Raw genomic sequence first — 17,456 nt, 5'->3', positions numbered from 1 at the left:
TTCCTGGGGAGGATCCATCATGCTTGATCACGCAGACGCGCCCGCGCGCGCCGTCCACGCGGGCGACTACATCCTGGAGGTGGACAATGTCCGCAAGGAGTTTCCGGGCGTCGTGGCGCTGGACGACGTCCAACTGAGGCTGAGGCCTGGCACCGTCCATGCCCTGATGGGCGAGAATGGCGCGGGCAAGTCCACGCTGATGAAGATCATCGCCGGCGTGTACACCCCCGACCGGGGCGAGGTGCGCTTTGCCGGGCGGCCCTTGAACATTCGCACACCGCTGGACGCGCTGAATTCGGGTATCGCGATGATCCATCAGGAACTGAACCTGATGAACACCATGACCGTCGCCGAGAACATCTGGATCGGACGCGAGCCGAAGTCCTCCTTTCGGCTGATCGACCACGGGCAGATGACACGAATGACCGAAGCCTTGTTTGCCGATCTGGGCATCCGGCTGGACCCGCTGGCCATGGTGGGCGACCTGACCGTTGCGCAGAAGCAGATGGTCGAGATTGCCCGCGCGGTATCCTACAAGTCCGATGTGCTGATCATGGACGAGCCGACCAGCGCCATCACTGAAACCGAGGTCGAGCACCTCTTCCGCATCATCCGTGATTTGCGCGCCAAGGGCGTGGGCATTGTCTACATCACCCACAAGATGAGCGAGCTGTTCGAGATCGCCGACGAGCTGACCGTCTTTCGCGACGGCAAGTACATCGCAACGGTGAACGCCGCCGATGTTACCCGCGACCAGATCATCAAGATGATGGTGGGCCGCGAGATCACCGACATGTTCCCCAAGATCGACTGCGAGATCGGCGAGACGATCCTGGAGGTTCGGGATCTGACCTTGCCCGGCGTGTTCCGCGATGTCAGTTTCTCGCTGCGCCGGGGCGAGATCCTGGGCGTGGCGGGCCTGGTCGGGTCGGGGCGGTCGAATGTGGCAGAGGCCGTCTTCGGGGTGCGCCCCGCGACCGGCGGGCAGATCCTGATCGACGGCGAGGTCGTGAACATCAAGTCGCCGCCCGTCGCCATGCGGCACGGGATGGCCTTCCTGACCGAGGACCGCAAGGAAACCGGATGTTTCCTGAACCTTGACTGTATCGAGAACATCCAGGTCGCGCTGCTGTCGAGCGGCAAGGTCGACAATCGCGGCTTCGTCAACCAGCGCGAGGTGAACCGGCTGGCGGAGGAGTTCTGCGCGAAGCTGCGCGTCAAGACACCGAACCTGGCCGAGACCGTCGCCAACCTGTCGGGGGGCAATCAGCAAAAGCTGCTGATCGCCCGCTGGCTGCTGACAAAGCCGCGCATCCTCATCCTGGACGAGCCCACGCGCGGCATCGACGTGGGGGCGAAATCGGAAATCCACCGGCTGATCACGCAGCTGGCCGCCGAGGGCGTGGCCATCCTGATGATCTCGTCGGAACTGCCCGAGGTGCTGGGCATGTCGGACCGCATCATGGTGATGCACGAGGGCCGCGTCAGCGGCTTTCTGGACCGCGCCGAGGCCGATCAGGTGCGTGTCATGGAATTGGCGGCGAAATAAGGGAGGAACGCCGACATGGCGACACAGACATTCGACGAGCGCGCGGCACCCAAAGCGCACCGCAAGCTGCCGTCCGAGATCAACATTCTGCTAGTCCTGATCGGCATTGCCCTGATCTTCGAAATCCTGGGCTGGATCTTCCAGGGGCAAACGTTCCTGGGCAATATTGGACGGCTCAAGATCATGATCCTGCAGGTCTCGGTTATCGGGATCATCGCGGTGGGCGTGACGCAGGTGATCATCTCGGGCGGGATCGACCTTAGTTCGGGATCCATCGTGGGCGCGGTGGCCATGGTTGCGATGAGTTTCGCGCAGGCTGCCGACTACGCCCGGGCGGTCTATCCGGCACTGACGGACATGCCGGTGATTGTGCCGGTGCTGATCGGGCTTTTCTGCGGGGCTGTGGCGGGGTTCATCAACGGCTGGCTGATCGCCTATACCAAGATCCCACCCTTCATTGCCACTCTTGGGATGATGGTCGCGGTGCGGGGTTTTGCCAAATGGTATACCAAGGGCCAGCCGGTCAGCTTCCCGACCGATAGCTTTGCAAGTCTGGGATCGGGCATGATGCCGGTCTTCATCTTCCTGGGCGTGGCGGCGGTCTTTCACGTGGCGATGAAATACACCCGCTACGGCAAGTACACCTATGCCATCGGGGCCAATCCGCAGGCCGCCCGTGTCTCGGGCATCGACGTCGAGCGGCATCTGGTCAAGCTGTATGTGGTGGCCGGCGTCTTGGCCGCGCTGGCCGGGATCGTGGTCGCAGCGCGCGGCCAGACCGCGCAGGCCGGCATGGGCATGATGTACGAGCTGGACGCTATTGCCATGGCGGTCATTGGCGGCACTTCGCTGGCCGGGGGACGCGGCTCTATAGTGGGCACGTCCATCGGGATGGTGATCTTTGGCGTCATTATCTCGGGATTCACCTTCCTGCGGCTGGACGCCTATTACCAGGAGATGATCAAGGGCGTCATCATCGTGGCCGCCGTGGTGATCGACACCCAACGCCAGAAAAAGCGCGTCAAGAAGACCTGACGGGGGCTCAAGATGAAACACACGCTCGACCCTCATATGATCCGACATCTGTCCCTGGAGGATACCTGCCGCAAGGTCGCTGATCTGGGCTATGACCATGTCGAACTTTCTCCCCGCCCGGATTTTCTGTCGTGGTGGACCCGGCCCAAGGTCTGGCCCGAGCGGATTGCAGGGTTCAAGAAGGCACTGAAGGATCACCGGCTTGGCCTTGCCACGCTGCAGCCGATGTACCGGTGGGCCAGTCCCTATCCCGACGAATGGGACGCGGCCATCGAGAACTGGAAGCGGGCCATCGAGATCGCGATCGAGATGGACTGCCCGATGTTCGTCTCGGAATTCGGTCGCGGCGGCAGCCCCGACCGCAGCCTGAATGACCGCAGTGGCCTGCATCGTCCTGAAACCTGCGAGACGCAATTCTTCCGCGCGATGGACATTCTCGTGCCGATCCTGGAGCGGGAGGGTCTCATCCTGTCGCTGGAGGCGCATCCCGAGGACTGGTTGGAAGAAATCGCGCCTGCGATGGACATCATCAGGACCATCAACTCGAAGGCGGTGAAGGCGTCGTTCATTGCGCCGCACACCTTCTTCTATGGACCCGACATGGTTGCCAACCTGCGTGCGACCGAGGGCCTTCTGGTCCATGTGCGCCTGGCGGACACCTATGACCATACCAAGTCGTCGCAACTGCGCTACGTCGTGAACCCTCCGGGGTCGAATGTCCGCGTACACCAGCATCTGGATTTCGGGCAGGGCGAGATCGATTGGGACATCTTCTTTGCCACCCTTGCCGACATGAAGTTCGACGGCGTGCTGTCAAACTGTGTCTTTGGGTGGGAAGACCGGGCCGAGGACAGCGCCCGCTTCATGCTGGACGAAACCAAGCGATACGTCGCGAAATACTGGAAATAGGAAGACAACATGACCCTGAAGATCGGTGTCATCGGAACCGGCATGATCGGCCGCGACCACACACGGCGCATTGCGCAAGTGCTGGCGGGGGCGCAGATCGTAGCCCTCAGTGATTACAATCCGGATGCGGCCCGGGCCGTGCAGGCGGATCTGGCGCCCAACGCCACCGTCTATGACAAGGGCGAGGATCTGATCGCAGCTCCCGAAGTGGATGCTGTGCTGGTCTGTTCGACCGGATCGACTCATGAGGCCTATGTCCTGGCCGCCATCGCCGCCGGAAAGCCCTGCTTTTGCGAAAAGCCGCTGGCCACGACTGCGGACGGCGCCAAGCGCATCGTCGATGCCGAAGTGGCAGCAGGCAAGCGTCTGGTCCAGGTGGGCTTCATGCGCCGCTATGATGCGGGCTACCGGATGCTGAAGGAGGTCGTGGACAACCAGATCGGCACGCCGCTGATGGTCCATGCCGCGCACCGCAACCCGACCGTGCCCGACCAATACCTGACGCCGATGGCGATCCACGACACGCTGATCCACGAGATCGACGTGTTCCGCTGGCTGCTGGACGACGACTACGTCTCGGCCCAGGTTGTGTTCCCGCGCAAGTCGTCCCACGCCCATGCGCAGCTGGCAGACCCGCAGATCGTGCTGTTGGAGACCGCAAAGGGCGTGCGCATCGATGTCGAGATCTTCGTGAACTGCCGCTATGGCTATGACATCCAGTGCCAGGTAGTGGGCGAAGAGGGGCTGGCCAATCTCCCAGAGCCGATGGCCATCACCCTGCGCAAGAACGCCACGCTGCAAAACGCCATCATGACCGACTGGAAGGACCGCTTCGTCGACAGTTATGACGTCGAGTTGACAGACTTTATCAAGGCCGCGTCGCAGGGCACCGCTTCGGGTCCGTCCAGCTGGGACGGCTATGTTGCCGCCATCAGCTCGGACGCCTGCGTCGAGGCGCAGGAAAAGACCGGCCAGATCATTCCCATCACCCTGCCGGCCCGCCCGGCGCTTTACGACTGAGATCACACCATGCGTTTTGCCATCAACCATATCTCGGCGCCGAAACTCGGTCTGGCGGAATTTTTCGCCATGACCCGCCGGCTTGGCGCGACCGAGGTCGAGATCCGCAACGACCTGCCCGACGTAATGGGCAGCATGGACCCGGCCGAGGTCCGCGCCGAAGCCGAGCGCCAGGGCGTCACCATTCTTTCGATCAACGCACTGTATCCCTTCAACGTCTGGTCGGGTGATCTGCCCGACCGCGCAGTGGCCATGGCGGACTACGCCCAGGCCTGCGGGGCGCGCGCGGTGGTGATGTGCCCGCTAAACGACGGGACCGAGGTCGCCTTTGACGACCTGGTCGCGGCACTAAAGGCGATGAAGCCGATCCTGCAGGAACGCGGCCTGACCGGACTGGTCGAGCCCTTGGGCTTTCCCGTCTCGTCCCTGCGCAGGAAGGCCACCGCGATCGAGGCGATCAAGGCAGCCGACGGGGAAGGCGCTTACAAGCTCATGCACGACACTTTCCACCATCATCTGGCCGGAGAGACCGAGTTTTTCCCCGAATGGACCGGCCTCGTGCACATCTCGGGCGTGACGGACCAGCATGTCGCTGTGGAAGACATGCTGGACGCCCATCGCGTGCTGGTGGACGGCGATGACCGGCTGGAGAACCTGCCCCAGATCAAGGCGCTGCTGGAGGCGGGTTATGACGGCCCCTTCAGCTTCGAGCCTTTTGCGGCCGAAGTGCATGATGCGGCCGATCCCGAAGCCGCGCTGAAGGACAGCATCGGCCATATCCAGGCTGCGGCCTGACCTGGACGGTGGGCGTTCGCGCCCATCGACAATCGCTGAAGGAGTGACGGGATGAAGTCTGTTGATGTGATCACGATCGGGCGGAGTTCCGTCGATCTCTACGGCAGCCAGATCGGCGGGCGGCTGGAGGACATGGGGTCCTTCGCCAAGTATATCGGCGGCAGCCCCACGAACATCGCTTGCGGGACGGCTCGGTTGGGCCTGCGATCAGCGGTGATCACGCGGGTGGGCGACGAGCATATGGGGCGCTTCATCCGCGAGCAGCTGCTGCGCGAGGGCGTGGACGTCCGTGGCGTTGCCACCGACCCCGAGCGCCTGACGGCGCTGGTGATCCTGGGCATCCGCGACGAGGACAGCTTTCCGTTGATCTTCTATCGCGAGAACTGTGCCGACATGGCCCTGTCCGAGGATGACATCGACCAGGAATTCATTGCCTCGGCGCGCTGCGTCCTGGCGACCGGCACGCATCTGTCCAACCCCCGAACCGAGGCTGCGGTGATGCGCGCACTGGAACTGGCCCGTGCGCATGGCGCGCGGACGGCGCTTGACATCGATTATCGCCCGAACCTGTGGGGCGTGGCAGGTCATGGCGACGGCGAAAGCCGCTTCGTCGAAAGCCAGGCCGTGACGGCGCGCCTGCAGACGACGCTGCATCTCTTCGACCTGATCGTGGGCACCGAGGAGGAATTCCACATCGCCGGCGGCACCACCGACACGCTCGCCGCCCTGCGCGCGGTGCGCGGCGTCAGCGATGCCACCCTGGTCTGCAAGCGGGGCGCCAAGGGGGCCGTCGCCTTCACCGGCGAGATCCCCGACAGCCTGGACGCGGGCGAGGCCGGTCCCGGCTTTCCGATCGAGGTCTTCAATGTGCTGGGCGCCGGGGACGGCTTCTTCTCGGGCCTTCTGAAGGGCTGGCTGGACGGAGAGAGCTGGCCGCGAGCGCTGGAATACGCCAATGCCTGCGGGGCCTTCGCGGTCAGCCGCCACGGCTGCACGCCCGCCTATCCCAGCCTCGAGGAACTGCGCTTCTTTCTGGATCGCGGCGTGGTGCGGCCGGACCTGCGCAACGATGCCGACCTGGAGCAACTGCACTGGTCGACCAACCGGCAGGGCCGGATGGGCGGCGACTGGACGACGATGCGCGTCTTCGCCTTCGATCACCGCATGCAGCTGGAACAGATGGAGGGATACAGTCCCGCCAAGGGCAGCGCGTTCAAGCGCCTGTGCCTGGAGGCGGCGCTGCAGGTCAAGGACGGGCAGGGGGGCTACGGCATCCTCTGCGACGACCGCATCGGCCGGGAGGCGCTGCATGCGGCCAGCGGCTCCGGCCTGTGGATCGGCCGGCCTGCGGAATGGCCGGGCTCGCGTCCGCTGGAGCTGGAGCCGGAGCTGGGCCCGGATTGCGGGGGCCTTGGCGAATGGCCGCGCGAGCAGGTCGTGAAGGTGCTGTGCTTCTGCCATCCGGACGACGCGCCCGACTTACGCGCCCGGCAGGAGGCGACGGTCGGGCGCCTGTTCACCGCCGCCCGCCGCAATGGGCTGGAGTTCCTGTTGGAGATCATCCCCTCGAAAGTGGGGCCGGTGGATGACGACACCACCGCAACGCTGATCCGGCAATTCTACGCGGCGGGCATCTTTCCGGACTGGTGGAAGCTGGAAGCTCTGGCCAGTCGCACCGCCTGGTCGACAGCCATCGCCGCCATCGAGGAAAACGATCGCCACACCCGCGGCATCGTGGTTTTGGGCCTGGATGCGCCCGAGAAGGCACTGGCGGACAGCTTCCGGATTGCTGCGGCCTTTCCCCTGGTGCGCGGTTTTGCGGTCGGCCGCACGATCTTTGGCGAAGTGGCGCGGGACTGGATGGCCGGAAACAGCGACGATGCGGCGGCGGTCGCCCGGATGGCCGAACGCTATGGGCGGCTGTGCGGGTTGTGGGACCAAGCCCGCGCCGCTCAGGCTGTCGAATGACACGGAACCCCCAGGGCGATGCGTCGCCCTCGACGACAGAACCGACACGAGGGCTGACGATGAGCGGAACGATACGATTGACGGCAGCCCAAGCCATGGTGCGCTGGCTGTCGGTGCAGATGACCGAGGACGGCGAGCGTTTCATCGAGGGGGTCTGGGCGATCTTCGGCCACGGCAATGTTGCCGGTCTGGGCGAGGCGCTGCACGGGATCGGGGAGGCCCTGCCGACCTGGCGGGGACAGAACGAGCAGACCATGGCCCATGCCGCCATCGCCTATGCCAAGGGCAAGGGCCGACGGCGGGCGCAGGCGGTGACGGCCTCGATCGGGCCGGGCTCGACGAACATGGTGACGGCCGCCGCGCTGGCCCATGTGAACCGGCTGCCGGTCCTGCTGATCGCGGGCGATGTGTTTGCCACGCGCAGGCCCGATCCCGTGCTGCAGCAGGTCGAAAGCTTTGGCGACGGCACCGTCAGCGCGAATGACTGCTTCCGCCCCGTCGTGCGCTATTTCGACCGCATCACCCGGCCCGAGCAGCTGCTGACCGCGCTGCCCCGTGCGCTGCGGGTGATGACGGACCCGGCCGAGTGCGGGCCTGTCTGCCTGTCCTTCTGCCAGGATGTGCAGGCCGAGGCCCATGACTGGCCCGAGGCGTTTTTCCAGCCGCGCACCTGGCGCATCCGTCGTCCCGCCCCCGATGCGGACGAGTTCGCCGCCGCCGCTGCCCTGATCCGCGCCGCGAGGTCGCCGATCCTGATATGTGGCGGAGGCGTGATCTACTCAGGCGCCGAGGAGGCGCTGGACAAATTCGCCAGCCAGCTCAACATCCCGGTGATCGAGACCCAGGCCGGAAAATCTGCGCTGGCGCAGGCGCACCCGATGAACTTCGGAGCCGCCGGCGTTGACGGCTCGGCTGCGGCGAATGCCGCGGCGCAGTCGGCGGACCTGGTGATCGCAGTCGGCACGCGCTTGCAGGACTTCACCACCGGCTCGCGCACCTTGTTTCCGCAGGCCAGGATCCTGGCACTGAATGTCCAGCCTCGTGACGCTGGCAAGCACGGCGCCACCAGTCTTGTCGCCGATGCGCGTGTGGCGCTGGAGGCGCTGTCGGCCGAGTTGGGCGATCTTCGCTTCGACGCGGCTGATCCCCGGGCGCGCGATGCGTGGCTCGCGGCGGTCGACGCCCATTGTACCACGGCACCTGAAGGGCTGCCAACAGATGCACAGGTGATCGGAGCCGTGCAGGCGGCCGCGCCCGATGGTATTGCCATGTGCGCCGCCGGCACCATGCCCGGGGCCTTAAAGTTGCTGTGGCAGGCCAGCCAGCATGGCTACCATATGGAATATGGTTATTCCTGCATGGGCTACGAAGTGGCGGGCGCCATGGGCCTCAAACTTGCGCGCCCTGACCGTCAGGTGCTGTGCTTCGTCGGCGACGGCAGCTACATGATGGCCAACAGTGAGCTGGCGACGGCGGTGATGCGCCGCATCCCCTTCACGGTCATCCTGACCGACAACCGGGGTTACGGCTGCATCAACCGCCTTCAGGCTCATTCCGGCGGTGCGGCCTTCAACAACATGTATGTCGATTGCCGGATCGAGACTCAGCCACAGATCGACTATGTCGCTCATGCTGCCAGCATGGGGGCGCATGCGGTGAAGGCTGGGGATCTGGCAGATCTGCAGGACCAGATCCGCGCCGCACGCGACCGCGACGTCCCCACCGTCATCGTGATCGACACCACCGCCCGACCCGGCCCCGGCGACGGGCTGGAGACGGCCGGGCATTTCTGGGACGTGGCCGTTCCCGCAGTGGGCGATACGGACAAACTGAAACAAGCCTATGCGCGCTATATCGAGCATGTTGCGCAGCAGGCCCTGATCAACTGAAGGCAGAGACATGATCCTCTACGGCACCAATCCGATTGCCTGGGCCAATGACGACGACCAGTCGATCGGCGCTCATATCCCGACCGAGCAGATCCTGCGCGAGGCGGGCCGTATCATCGGCTTCGACGGGATCGAGAACGGCCATCGCTGGCCCGACGACCCGCAAGCGCTGAAAGATCTGCTGGGCAGCTACGGGCTGCGCTTCATCTCGGGCTGGTACTCGACCGAGTTGCTGACCCGCTCGGTCGAGGAAGAGATCGTGTCGGTTCAGCCGCATCTGGCCAAGCTGAAGGCGAACGGTTGCAAGGTCTGCATCGTCTGCGAATGCTCGAACACCGTGCATGGCGATCCGGCAAAAGCAGTCAACGACCGGCCGCGCCTGACGGAAGCGCAGATGACCGACTTCGGCGCGAAGATGGAGGAGTTCGCGGCCTACCTGGCGGAGCAGGACATCACGTTGGCCTATCATCACCACATGGGGACCGTGGTTGAGAGCCCGCCTGAGATAGACGCCTTCATGGCCGCGACTGGCCCCTCCACGCATTTGCTGTTCGATGCTGGCCACTGCACCTTCGGCGGCGGCGACCCCGAGGAAGTGCTGCGCCGCCATGCGGGCAGGGTGGCACATTTCCATGCCAAAAACATTCGCCGTGTGGTCTGTGACCGGGTCCGGGCTGAAAGGCTGTCCTTCATCCAGGGCGTGATGACCGGTGCCTTCACCGTCCCGGGCGATCCGGAAGGAGCCATCGATTTCGTCCCGCTGCTGCGCATCCTGGCGGAAGCCCACTATGATGGCTGGCTGGTCATAGAGGCGGAGCAGGATCCCGAGTTGCGCAACCCGCTCCACTACCAGTCGATGGGGCTCAACGCTCTCAAGTCGGCGGCGCGCGAGGCTGGTCTGGATCAATCGATCGCGGCCTGAAGTATCAGAGAGAAGGAAGCTGGCATGGCAAACCTACTGCGCAAGCCGTTCGGTGCACACGGCGAGGTGCATCGCATTACGTCCACAGATGCCGGCTGGCGTTATGTTGGCTTCTCGCTCCATCGCCTCCGGGCGGGCGAGCGGATGGCCGAAACGACCGGCGATCGCGAAGTCATCTTGGTCATGGTTGAGGGGAAGGCATCCATTCAGGCCGCCGGCCGGGACTGGGGTACCTTGGGCGAGCGAATGGATGTCTTCGAGAAGACGCCGCCGCACTGTCTCTACCTCCCGAACGGGCAGGACTGGACGGCCGAAGCAGTAACTGATTGCGCCATCGCCATCTGCAGCGCGCCGGGCCGGGGAGGGCATCAGGCACGCCGGATCGGCCCCGACGGGATCACGTTGACGCAGCGCGGAGAGGGCACCAATACACGCTGGATCAACAACATCGCCATGGAGGCCGAAGATTACTGCGATAGCCTGCTAGTGACCGAGGTCTTTACGCCGGCGGGGAACTGGTCCTCTTATCCCAGCCACCGGCACGACGAGGATGATTTCCCCCGCATCACCTATCTCGAGGAAACCTACTATCACCGCCTGAACCCTGCGCAGGGATGGGCAGTCCAGCGAGTTTACACCGACGACGGCGAACTCGACGAAGTTATGGCAGTGCGCGACCACGACGTCGTCCTCGTCCCCCGCGGCCATCATCCATGCGCCGCCCCCTACGGGTTCGAGCTGTATTATCTCAATGTGATGGCAGGTCCTCGGCGTGCATGGCGATTTGTCTCCGCTCCCGAAATGTCACATACTTAAAATTCTGTGGCCTTAAGTTGTCAGCCGGAAAATACACACGACGTCGGCAAGCAGCTTACCTCGACGTCATGGTCCGTCCTTGCTGCAATTGCGCTTCGTCCCAGGCCCTCAGTCGAAGGCATCATTTAAGCAAAACGTTATCGGCTCCTGCTTTTTGACCATTAGGTTAACGAGCTGTTTAGTTGCAGAGACTGTGGAACTTCTTAAAGGCCCATATGGAACCGGACGTTGCCTGGGACATCTGCGAGCCGGATGTTCAGGTCGGCTTGCGCGGTATAAGGGACATCGGCCTGTAGCACACTCGTGAGTGCTACAGGCATGCAGCGTCGGCGTGAACGGCAAACATGACACTGGCATTCCTGCCTCACCAAAGGCTCAAATCGAGTGAGCAACGCGTTGGCGAGGCTGCCTGCGAACACGGATGTTCAAGTGGCTACAGCGCCCTAGCTGCGAGTGGCGATGAGGGCCTGCATCATCGCGACCTCTTCTTCTGTGAGGTCGGTCAGTGGCGCACGGACATGGCCCGTCTCGAACCCACGCAGGGCGACGCCTGCTTTGACTGCCGCCACTGCATAGCCCGCCTTACGGTCGCGGATCGCGGCGAAAGGGTAATAGAAGTCGCGCAGCAGCGTCTCGCAGGCGGCGTCGTCCCCGGCCTTGAAAGCGCGATGAAACTCGAGCGCGGTTTCAGGGACAAAGTTGAACACCGCCGAGGAATAGGTGGCCATCCCCGCGCCGCGATAGGCCTGCGCGAACAACTCGTGCGTGGGCATGCCGCCGATATAGGAAAACCGGTCGCCCATCAGCGCCGTGACGCGGCGCACCGTGTCGATATCGCCGGTGCCATCCTTGAAGCCGATCAGGTTCGGGCATTCCTCGGCCAGCCGAGCCAGGGCCTCGACAGACATGCGCGATTGGCCGCGATTATAAAATATGACGCCCATCTTGGTGGCGTTGCAGACCTGACGAACGCGGTCGGCGATTCCGTCCTGCGGGGCCTCGGTCAGGTAATGGGGCAGCAGCAGGATGCCGTCGCCGCCGGCCGCCTCGATCTCGCGGGCCAGATCACAGGCCATGCGCACGCCGTATCCGCAGCCCGCAATTACCGGGGCATTACCTGCCACCGCGCGGGTGGCACGGACGACATCGACGATCTCGGACGGGCTAAGCGAGAACATCTCGCCGGTGCCACCCGCCACGATCAGGCCCGCGACGGGGTATTGCGACAGCCATTCCAGATGCGCCTGAAATGGTCGGGGGGCGAAATTGTCCGCAGCGTCGAACGGTGTGACGGGGAAGGACAGCAGGCCGTGGCGGATGATCTCGCGCAGCTCATGGGGGGGGATCATGGTAGTCTCCTTTGGAATTGGTCAGGCCAGATCTGCGGACAACAGATTGGAGGGGATGTTCTGAAAACAGACCGGGCGCAGAAAGCGACGGATCGACATTGTTCCGACCGAGGTGGCCCCGAAATTGGTCGAGGCGGGATAGGGGCCGCCATGAACCATCGCATCGGCCACCTCGACGCCGGTCGGAAAGCCATTGACCAGCACCCGGCCCGCCTTGCGTTCCAGAACCCGCAGCAGGCGACGCGCCAGATCACTGTCGTCGTCATCCATGTGCAGCGTAGCGGTCAGCTGGCCCCGCAGCGCGCGGGCCAGATCCAGCATCTGGTCCGTGTCATCGACCCGCACGATCAAGCCCGCGGGGCCGAACACCTCTTCGGCCAGCGTCGTGTCCGACTGAAATGTTGCGGCATCGACCTGCCACAGATTGGGCCGCGCCTCGCGCCCTTCACCGAGATTGGTCAGCACTGGGCTCGCCCTGCTTGACAGATGCGCGACGCCGTCGTGATAGGCGGCGGTGATCCCCCGGCTCAGCATGATTTGCGGGCCGGTTGCGGCCAAGGCATCTCGGGTGGCGGTGACAAAGGCGTCTCCTTCGGCACCCGTCGGGACGAAGGCGATGCCGGGATTGGTGCAGAATTGCCCGGCCCCCATGGTCAGAGAGGCGGCCCATGCGGCGCCGATCCCGGCGGCCCGCGCAGCGAGGGCGTGGGGCAGCAGGAACATCGGGTTGACGGATCCCAGCTCTCCGAAGAAGGGGATCGGATCGCGGCGCGCGGCGCACAGGTCGAACAGCGCGCGCCCTCCCGCCAGGGATCCCGTGAACCCTACGGCTTGGATCAGCGGATGGGTGACCAGCGCGTGGCCCACATCGCGCCGTCCCCCCTGGATCAGGCTGAAGACGCCCTTATGCATGCCGGTGGCCTGAATGGCAGCAAGGATCGCTTCGGCGATGATCTCGCCGGTTCCGGGGTGAGCGCTGTGGCCCTTGACCACCACGGGGCAGCCGGCCGCCAGCGCCGCCGCCGTGTCCCCCCCGGCGGTCGAAAAAGCCAAAGGAAAGTTCGACGCGCCGAACACCGCGACAGGCCCGACAGGCCGCTGGATCATCCGCAGCTCGGGGCGCGGTGCGGGCCGGCGATCGGGCAGTGCCGGGTCCACGCGGCGGTCCAGATAATCGCCCTTGCGCAGATGTTCCGCGAACAGGCGCAGCTGGCCGGTGGTGCGGCCGCGCTCCCCCTGCAGCCGCGCCTCGGGCAGGCCGGTTTCCAAGGTGCCGATGGCGGTGATCGCCTCGGCACGGGCCTCGATCTGATCAGCAATGGCCTCGAGGAACGCGGCGCGGTCGTCGCGGCTGACATGGGCATAGGTTTCGAACGCCTCTTCGGCAGCACGGCAGGCGCGATCCACGAGGGTGACGGTTCCGGTTGCATAGGCAAAGGCCGGACCGGTCGCGGGGTCGGAGGTGAAGTTGCCCTCTGCCCCGACCCATTCACCCGCGATCAGGTGCTGTCCATGCGGGGCGGTCGTCGCGCTTTTCGCGTCCATGGTGTGTCCTTTGAGTGAATGATGCCTATCACAGGGCGCAGAGTGCCCTTGTGCGCATAAATACTAATATTTCAATTTGAGCAGACCGTCAAGCGAGGCGGGCCTGAAACGCGGCTATTTTGTCGCAAGATCGAGGGAGAACGAGGATCGTGTCGCGCCCGATGGTCTGGGCGGTGTCAGGTGAAGAAGTCGCGATGCTTATCGCGGAGTTGGGGGGCGTTCGTGACGGTTTCGCTAAGGTGGGCGCGCATGGCCGCCATGGCCTTGTCCTCGTCCTCGGACAGGATGGCCGCGACGATGCTCTTGTGGCCATCCAGGATATGACGGATCTTACGATCGTCGTGCGGCTGCATCTTGCGCATGCGGCTGAGGTGCCCGGAACGGGCGTTGATCAGCTGATGCAGGCGCTGATGCCCGACGCCCCCAAAAAGGGCGCGGTGAAAGCTGTCATCCAGCTCTTGAAAGGTGCGCAACTGATCCTGATCGTCCGCAATGGCTTCCTGCATGCGGATGATCGCCATGGCATCGGCCATCGTCTCCTTGGAGGATTGGTGTGCCAGGTGGCGCACGACTTCGGTTTCCAGGGCGACGCGCATGAAATGCGCCTCGTAGATCTGGGCGATGTCGATCTTGCTGACGACCGTCTTGGATTGCGGGTGGACGTGCAGCAGGCCGTCCTGTTCGATCCGTTGCAGGGCCTCGCGCAGGGGAGTCTGGCTGACACCGTATTCTGCCGCCAGTTCGGCCCGCAGCAGGACCGTGCCGGGCGGCAGGTCCAGCGAGATGATCCTCCGCCGCAGATCGTCGTAGAGCTGCGAGGCGACATTTCCATGCCCGGCGATCTCTCCTGTCCTGGACAGACCTGCCGGAATTTCACGCGCCTTGCTCATGCTGTCTCGTTTCGTGGAGGTGGCTTGACGCCGGTTATGTGGATTGACCGCCCAGTAACGGGACAGGCGCAGCTATTTCAATCCGCGCTTCCGGCGTCAAAGCGAAAATCCGTGTTCTGGCGTTCGATCATCGTCGCAATCTCGCGTTTGTCCACCGCCGACAAAACAGGTCCGGGCATGCGCAGGGCCGAACACCTCAGCGCCCCGCGCTGGCGCATCACCTCCTTGCGGATCGCGATGCCCCATTCGCCTTGGGCCTCGTAGCGCAACAGCGGCAGGTATCGCTCGAACAGATCATGCGCCGCTGGCAGATCACCGGCGGTGAAAAGATCATGTACCCCGGAGAGCATCTCGGGAAAGGAAAAGCCCGCCATCGGCCCGTCCGCCCCCCGCGCCAGTTCCTGCGGAAGATACAGACCGTTATTGCCGGTCAGGATCCGCACCCGGTCCCCCAATTCGTCGCGCAGCCGGGTGATCTTGGTGACGCTTGGCAGATCCTCTTCCTTGATGACCCCGATCTGGGGAAACGTGTCCACCAGCCGGCGAATCAGCGGCGGCGACATCCTGACCCCGGAATGCATCGGGAAATCCTGCAAGACGGTCGGGGTTTCGCCGATGCGGGCGAAGACGGCAGCGAAATACCGCATCAGATCCTCATCCGTCTGCGTTCCGCGCGGCGGGCAGATCATGACGGCATCGGCGCCCTCGGCCATGGCATCCCGGGTCACGGTGACAAGCTGCGCCAGACTTGGGCTGGACACGCCGACGATGATCCGATGGCCGTCGGCGACCCTGATGAACCGCCGGGCGACCGCGATCGCCTCCTGGGGGGTCAGCTTGGCCTGCTCTCCGCTGACGCCCAGAATGGTCAGGCCCCGCGCGCCATGGCTGTAATAGAAGGCCGAGAGCGTGTCGATGCTGTCCAGATCCACGGTGCCCTCGGCATGGAACGGGGTTTGGGCGACGACATGCAGCCCGGTGCAGTCCTTCAGGGACGATCTGCTCATCTACGTTCCTTGTGGCATGGGTTTGTGGCTGTCCGGATCGAACCGGCTATCTTTGCGCCTGCTCGCCCTGCGCCCTGATCTGGAACAGGGTGGCGCCCGACGACAGGGCCTCGGGGTCCAGGCGCAGTTCGATGACTGCCAGCGTGCCGGTCGCTTGGGCCCGCGCGAAGGCTGCGGGGAAGTCGGCCGTGTCATGGACGATCTCACCCGAGCCGCCATAGGCCCGCGCCAGCGCCGCGAAATCCGGGTTGGTCAGGGCGGTGCCCGAAACGCGGCCGGGATAATGGCGTTCCTGATGCATACGGATTGTCCCATATTGGCCGTTATTGGCAACGATGACGATCGGGACCGCCCCGTATTGCACCGCCGTGGACATTTCGTTCAGGGTCATCTGAAAGCAGCCGTCGCCTGCAAGGCAGACGACCGTACGGCCTGGGTGTTCGATCGCCGCCGAGACGGCGGCGGGAAAGCCATATCCCATGCTGCCCGAGGTCGGCGCCAGCTGCGTGAAGGGCTGCTTGTAGACGAAATACCGATGCAGGAATGCCGCGTAATTGCCAGCGCCGTTGGTCAGGATAGACTCCTCGGGCAGGTTGTCTGACAGCCAGTGGATGATCTGTTCCATCTTGACGCGGCCGGGAGTCTCCCTCGGGGTGATCCAGGCCTCGTAATCCGCGCGCGCCGCGGCAGTCCAATCGTTCCAGACGACGGCGTCCGGCACAGTCTGAGCAAGGGCCGCCAGCATCCCGGCGGCGGGCGCCACGATCCCGACATCGGGGCGATAGACGCGGCCCAACTCTGAAGCGTCGGGATAGACATGGACAATCGTCTTGCCGGGATCAGCCGGGTCCATCAGCTCGTATCCCCGGGTCATGCTGTCGCCCAGCCTGCCGCCGATCATCACAAGGCAGTCGGCATCCTTTAGCCGCGCGCCCAGCTTGGGATTCATGCCAATGCCCAGATCGCCCGCATAGGTCGGATGGCGATTGTCCAGATGGCATTGCCTGCGAAAGGGCACAGCCACCGGCAGGTTCCAGGCACTGGCAAAGCTGGCCAGATCGCGGGCCACCTGATGGTCCCAGAGTGTTCCGCCCACCATCAGCAAGGGCCGCCGGGCCTGCGACAGCGCCGTGGTCACGGCGTCGATCTGGGCGGGGCTGACCGGGGAAGGGACCGGCGCCCGTGCCGGGATGTCGGCGACAGCGGCCCGGGCGGAGAGCATATCCTCGGGCAGGGCCAGAACCACGGGGCCGGGGCGCCCCGACATCGCGACATGGAAGGCCCGAGAGATGTATTCCGGCAGGCGGTCGATCCGGTCGATCTCGGCCACCCATTTGGCGACCGGCCCGAACATGGCGCGGTAATCGACCTCTTGAAACGCTTCACGGTCGCGGTGGGCGCGGTCGATCTGGCCCACGAACAGGATCATCGGCGACGAATCCTGTCGTGCCACATGAACCCCTGCCGAGGCATTTGTCGCACCTGGCCCCCTCGTGACAAAGCAGATGCCGGGTTGGCCGGTCAGCTTGGCATGCGCCTCTGCCATCATGGCGGCCCCGCCTTCCTGACGGCAGACGATGTTCTCGATCGACGCATCATGCAGCGCGTCCAGCGCCGCCAGAAAACTCTCTCCGGGCACCGAAAAGACGCGGCTGACGCCCTGGATCTTCAGCTGGTCGATCAGAATTTGTCCGCCATGTCGCATGATGTCTGGTTCCTTGTGAGCGGGGGAGGATCGTCCGGCCCTTGTCAGGGCCGGACC

At 64.4% G+C, this 17,456-nt stretch carries 14 protein-coding genes; 9 read left to right on the top strand and 5 right to left on the bottom strand.

All coding sequences use genetic code 11. The features are described 5' to 3' along the window. Positions 1 to 19 precede the first annotated feature (19 nt). Genes FA743_RS14660 through iolB form a run of 9 tightly spaced genes read left to right on the top strand, consistent with a single transcriptional unit; the run spans position 20 to position 10,903 of the window. The gene (locus FA743_RS14660; RefSeq protein ID WP_136886845.1) at positions 20 to 1,549 is read left to right on the top strand and encodes a sugar ABC transporter ATP-binding protein; all 1,530 of its coding nucleotides are present in this window, start codon (positions 20 to 22) and stop codon (positions 1,547 to 1,549) included. A 15-nt stretch (positions 1,550 to 1,564) separates the two neighbouring features. Continuing rightward, entirely contained in the window at positions 1,565 to 2,584 is a 1,020-nt protein-coding gene (locus FA743_RS14655) for an ABC transporter permease (RefSeq protein WP_136886844.1), read from the top strand. A gap of 12 nt (positions 2,585 to 2,596) precedes the next feature. Then, positions 2,597 to 3,493: a sugar phosphate isomerase/epimerase family protein gene (locus FA743_RS14650; protein WP_136886843.1), complete on the top strand. Its 897-nt coding sequence runs from the start codon at positions 2,597 to 2,599 to the stop codon at positions 3,491 to 3,493. Positions 3,494 to 3,502: 9 nt separating this feature from the next. Then, a complete protein-coding gene (locus FA743_RS14645; RefSeq protein WP_136886842.1) occupies positions 3,503 to 4,513 on the top strand; it encodes a Gfo/Idh/MocA family protein in 1,011 nt (336 codons plus the stop codon). Positions 4,514 to 4,522: 9 nt separating this feature from the next. Further along, positions 4,523 to 5,308, top strand: a complete 786-nt coding sequence (locus FA743_RS14640) for a TIM barrel protein (RefSeq protein WP_136886841.1) — start codon at positions 4,523 to 4,525, stop codon at positions 5,306 to 5,308. A 51-nt stretch (positions 5,309 to 5,359) separates the two neighbouring features. Further along, positions 5,360 to 7,276, top strand: a complete 1,917-nt coding sequence (locus tag FA743_RS14635; protein ID WP_136886840.1) for a bifunctional 5-dehydro-2-deoxygluconokinase/5-dehydro-2-deoxyphosphogluconate aldolase — start codon at positions 5,360 to 5,362, stop codon at positions 7,274 to 7,276. A 59-nt stretch (positions 7,277 to 7,335) separates the two neighbouring features. After that, positions 7,336 to 9,165 carry a 3D-(3,5/4)-trihydroxycyclohexane-1,2-dione acylhydrolase (decyclizing) gene (gene iolD, locus FA743_RS14630; RefSeq protein WP_136886839.1) on the top strand — a complete coding sequence of 610 codons (1,830 nt, stop codon included), beginning with the start codon at positions 7,336 to 7,338 and terminating at the stop codon, positions 9,163 to 9,165. A gap of 10 nt (positions 9,166 to 9,175) precedes the next feature. Next, positions 9,176 to 10,087: a myo-inosose-2 dehydratase gene (gene iolE / locus FA743_RS14625; protein WP_136886838.1), complete on the top strand. Its 912-nt coding sequence runs from the start codon at positions 9,176 to 9,178 to the stop codon at positions 10,085 to 10,087. Between the two features lie 24 nt (positions 10,088 to 10,111). Then, positions 10,112 to 10,903: a 5-deoxy-glucuronate isomerase gene (iolB, locus tag FA743_RS14620; protein WP_136886837.1), complete on the top strand. Its 792-nt coding sequence runs from the start codon at positions 10,112 to 10,114 to the stop codon at positions 10,901 to 10,903. Positions 10,904 to 11,346: 443 nt separating this feature from the next. Here the strand turns inward: iolB and FA743_RS14615 are convergent, their stop codons facing one another. From FA743_RS14615 to FA743_RS14595, 5 genes are all read right to left on the bottom strand, one after another. Further along, positions 11,347 to 12,249: a 5-dehydro-4-deoxyglucarate dehydratase gene (locus FA743_RS14615; RefSeq protein WP_211242289.1), complete on the bottom strand. Its 903-nt coding sequence runs from the start codon at positions 12,247 to 12,249 to the stop codon at positions 11,347 to 11,349. Positions 12,250 to 12,273: 24 nt separating this feature from the next. Beyond that, positions 12,274 to 13,797 (bottom strand): aldehyde dehydrogenase (NADP(+)), encoded by a 1,524-nt coding sequence (locus FA743_RS14610; RefSeq protein ID WP_136886835.1) that lies wholly within the window; start codon positions 13,795 to 13,797, stop codon positions 12,274 to 12,276. Positions 13,798 to 13,973: 176 nt separating this feature from the next. Continuing rightward, a complete protein-coding gene (locus FA743_RS14605) occupies positions 13,974 to 14,687 on the bottom strand; it encodes a GntR family transcriptional regulator (protein ID WP_136886834.1) in 714 nt (237 codons plus the stop codon). A gap of 77 nt (positions 14,688 to 14,764) precedes the next feature. Further along, positions 14,765 to 15,694: a dihydrodipicolinate synthase family protein gene (locus FA743_RS14600; protein WP_136886833.1), complete on the bottom strand. Its 930-nt coding sequence runs from the start codon at positions 15,692 to 15,694 to the stop codon at positions 14,765 to 14,767. Between the two features lie 46 nt (positions 15,695 to 15,740). Next, a complete protein-coding gene (locus FA743_RS14595) occupies positions 15,741 to 17,399 on the bottom strand; it encodes a thiamine pyrophosphate-binding protein (RefSeq protein ID WP_136886832.1) in 1,659 nt (552 codons plus the stop codon). Positions 17,400 to 17,456: the final 57 nt, after the last annotated feature.

Origin of the sequence: Paracoccus gahaiensis, assembly GCF_005048225.1 — a bacterium.
Taxonomy (GTDB): domain Bacteria; phylum Pseudomonadota; class Alphaproteobacteria; order Rhodobacterales; family Rhodobacteraceae; genus Paracoccus; species Paracoccus gahaiensis.
The sequence above is the reverse complement of the archived record's forward strand: the minus strand, read 5'-3'. Positions and strand labels throughout refer to the sequence as shown.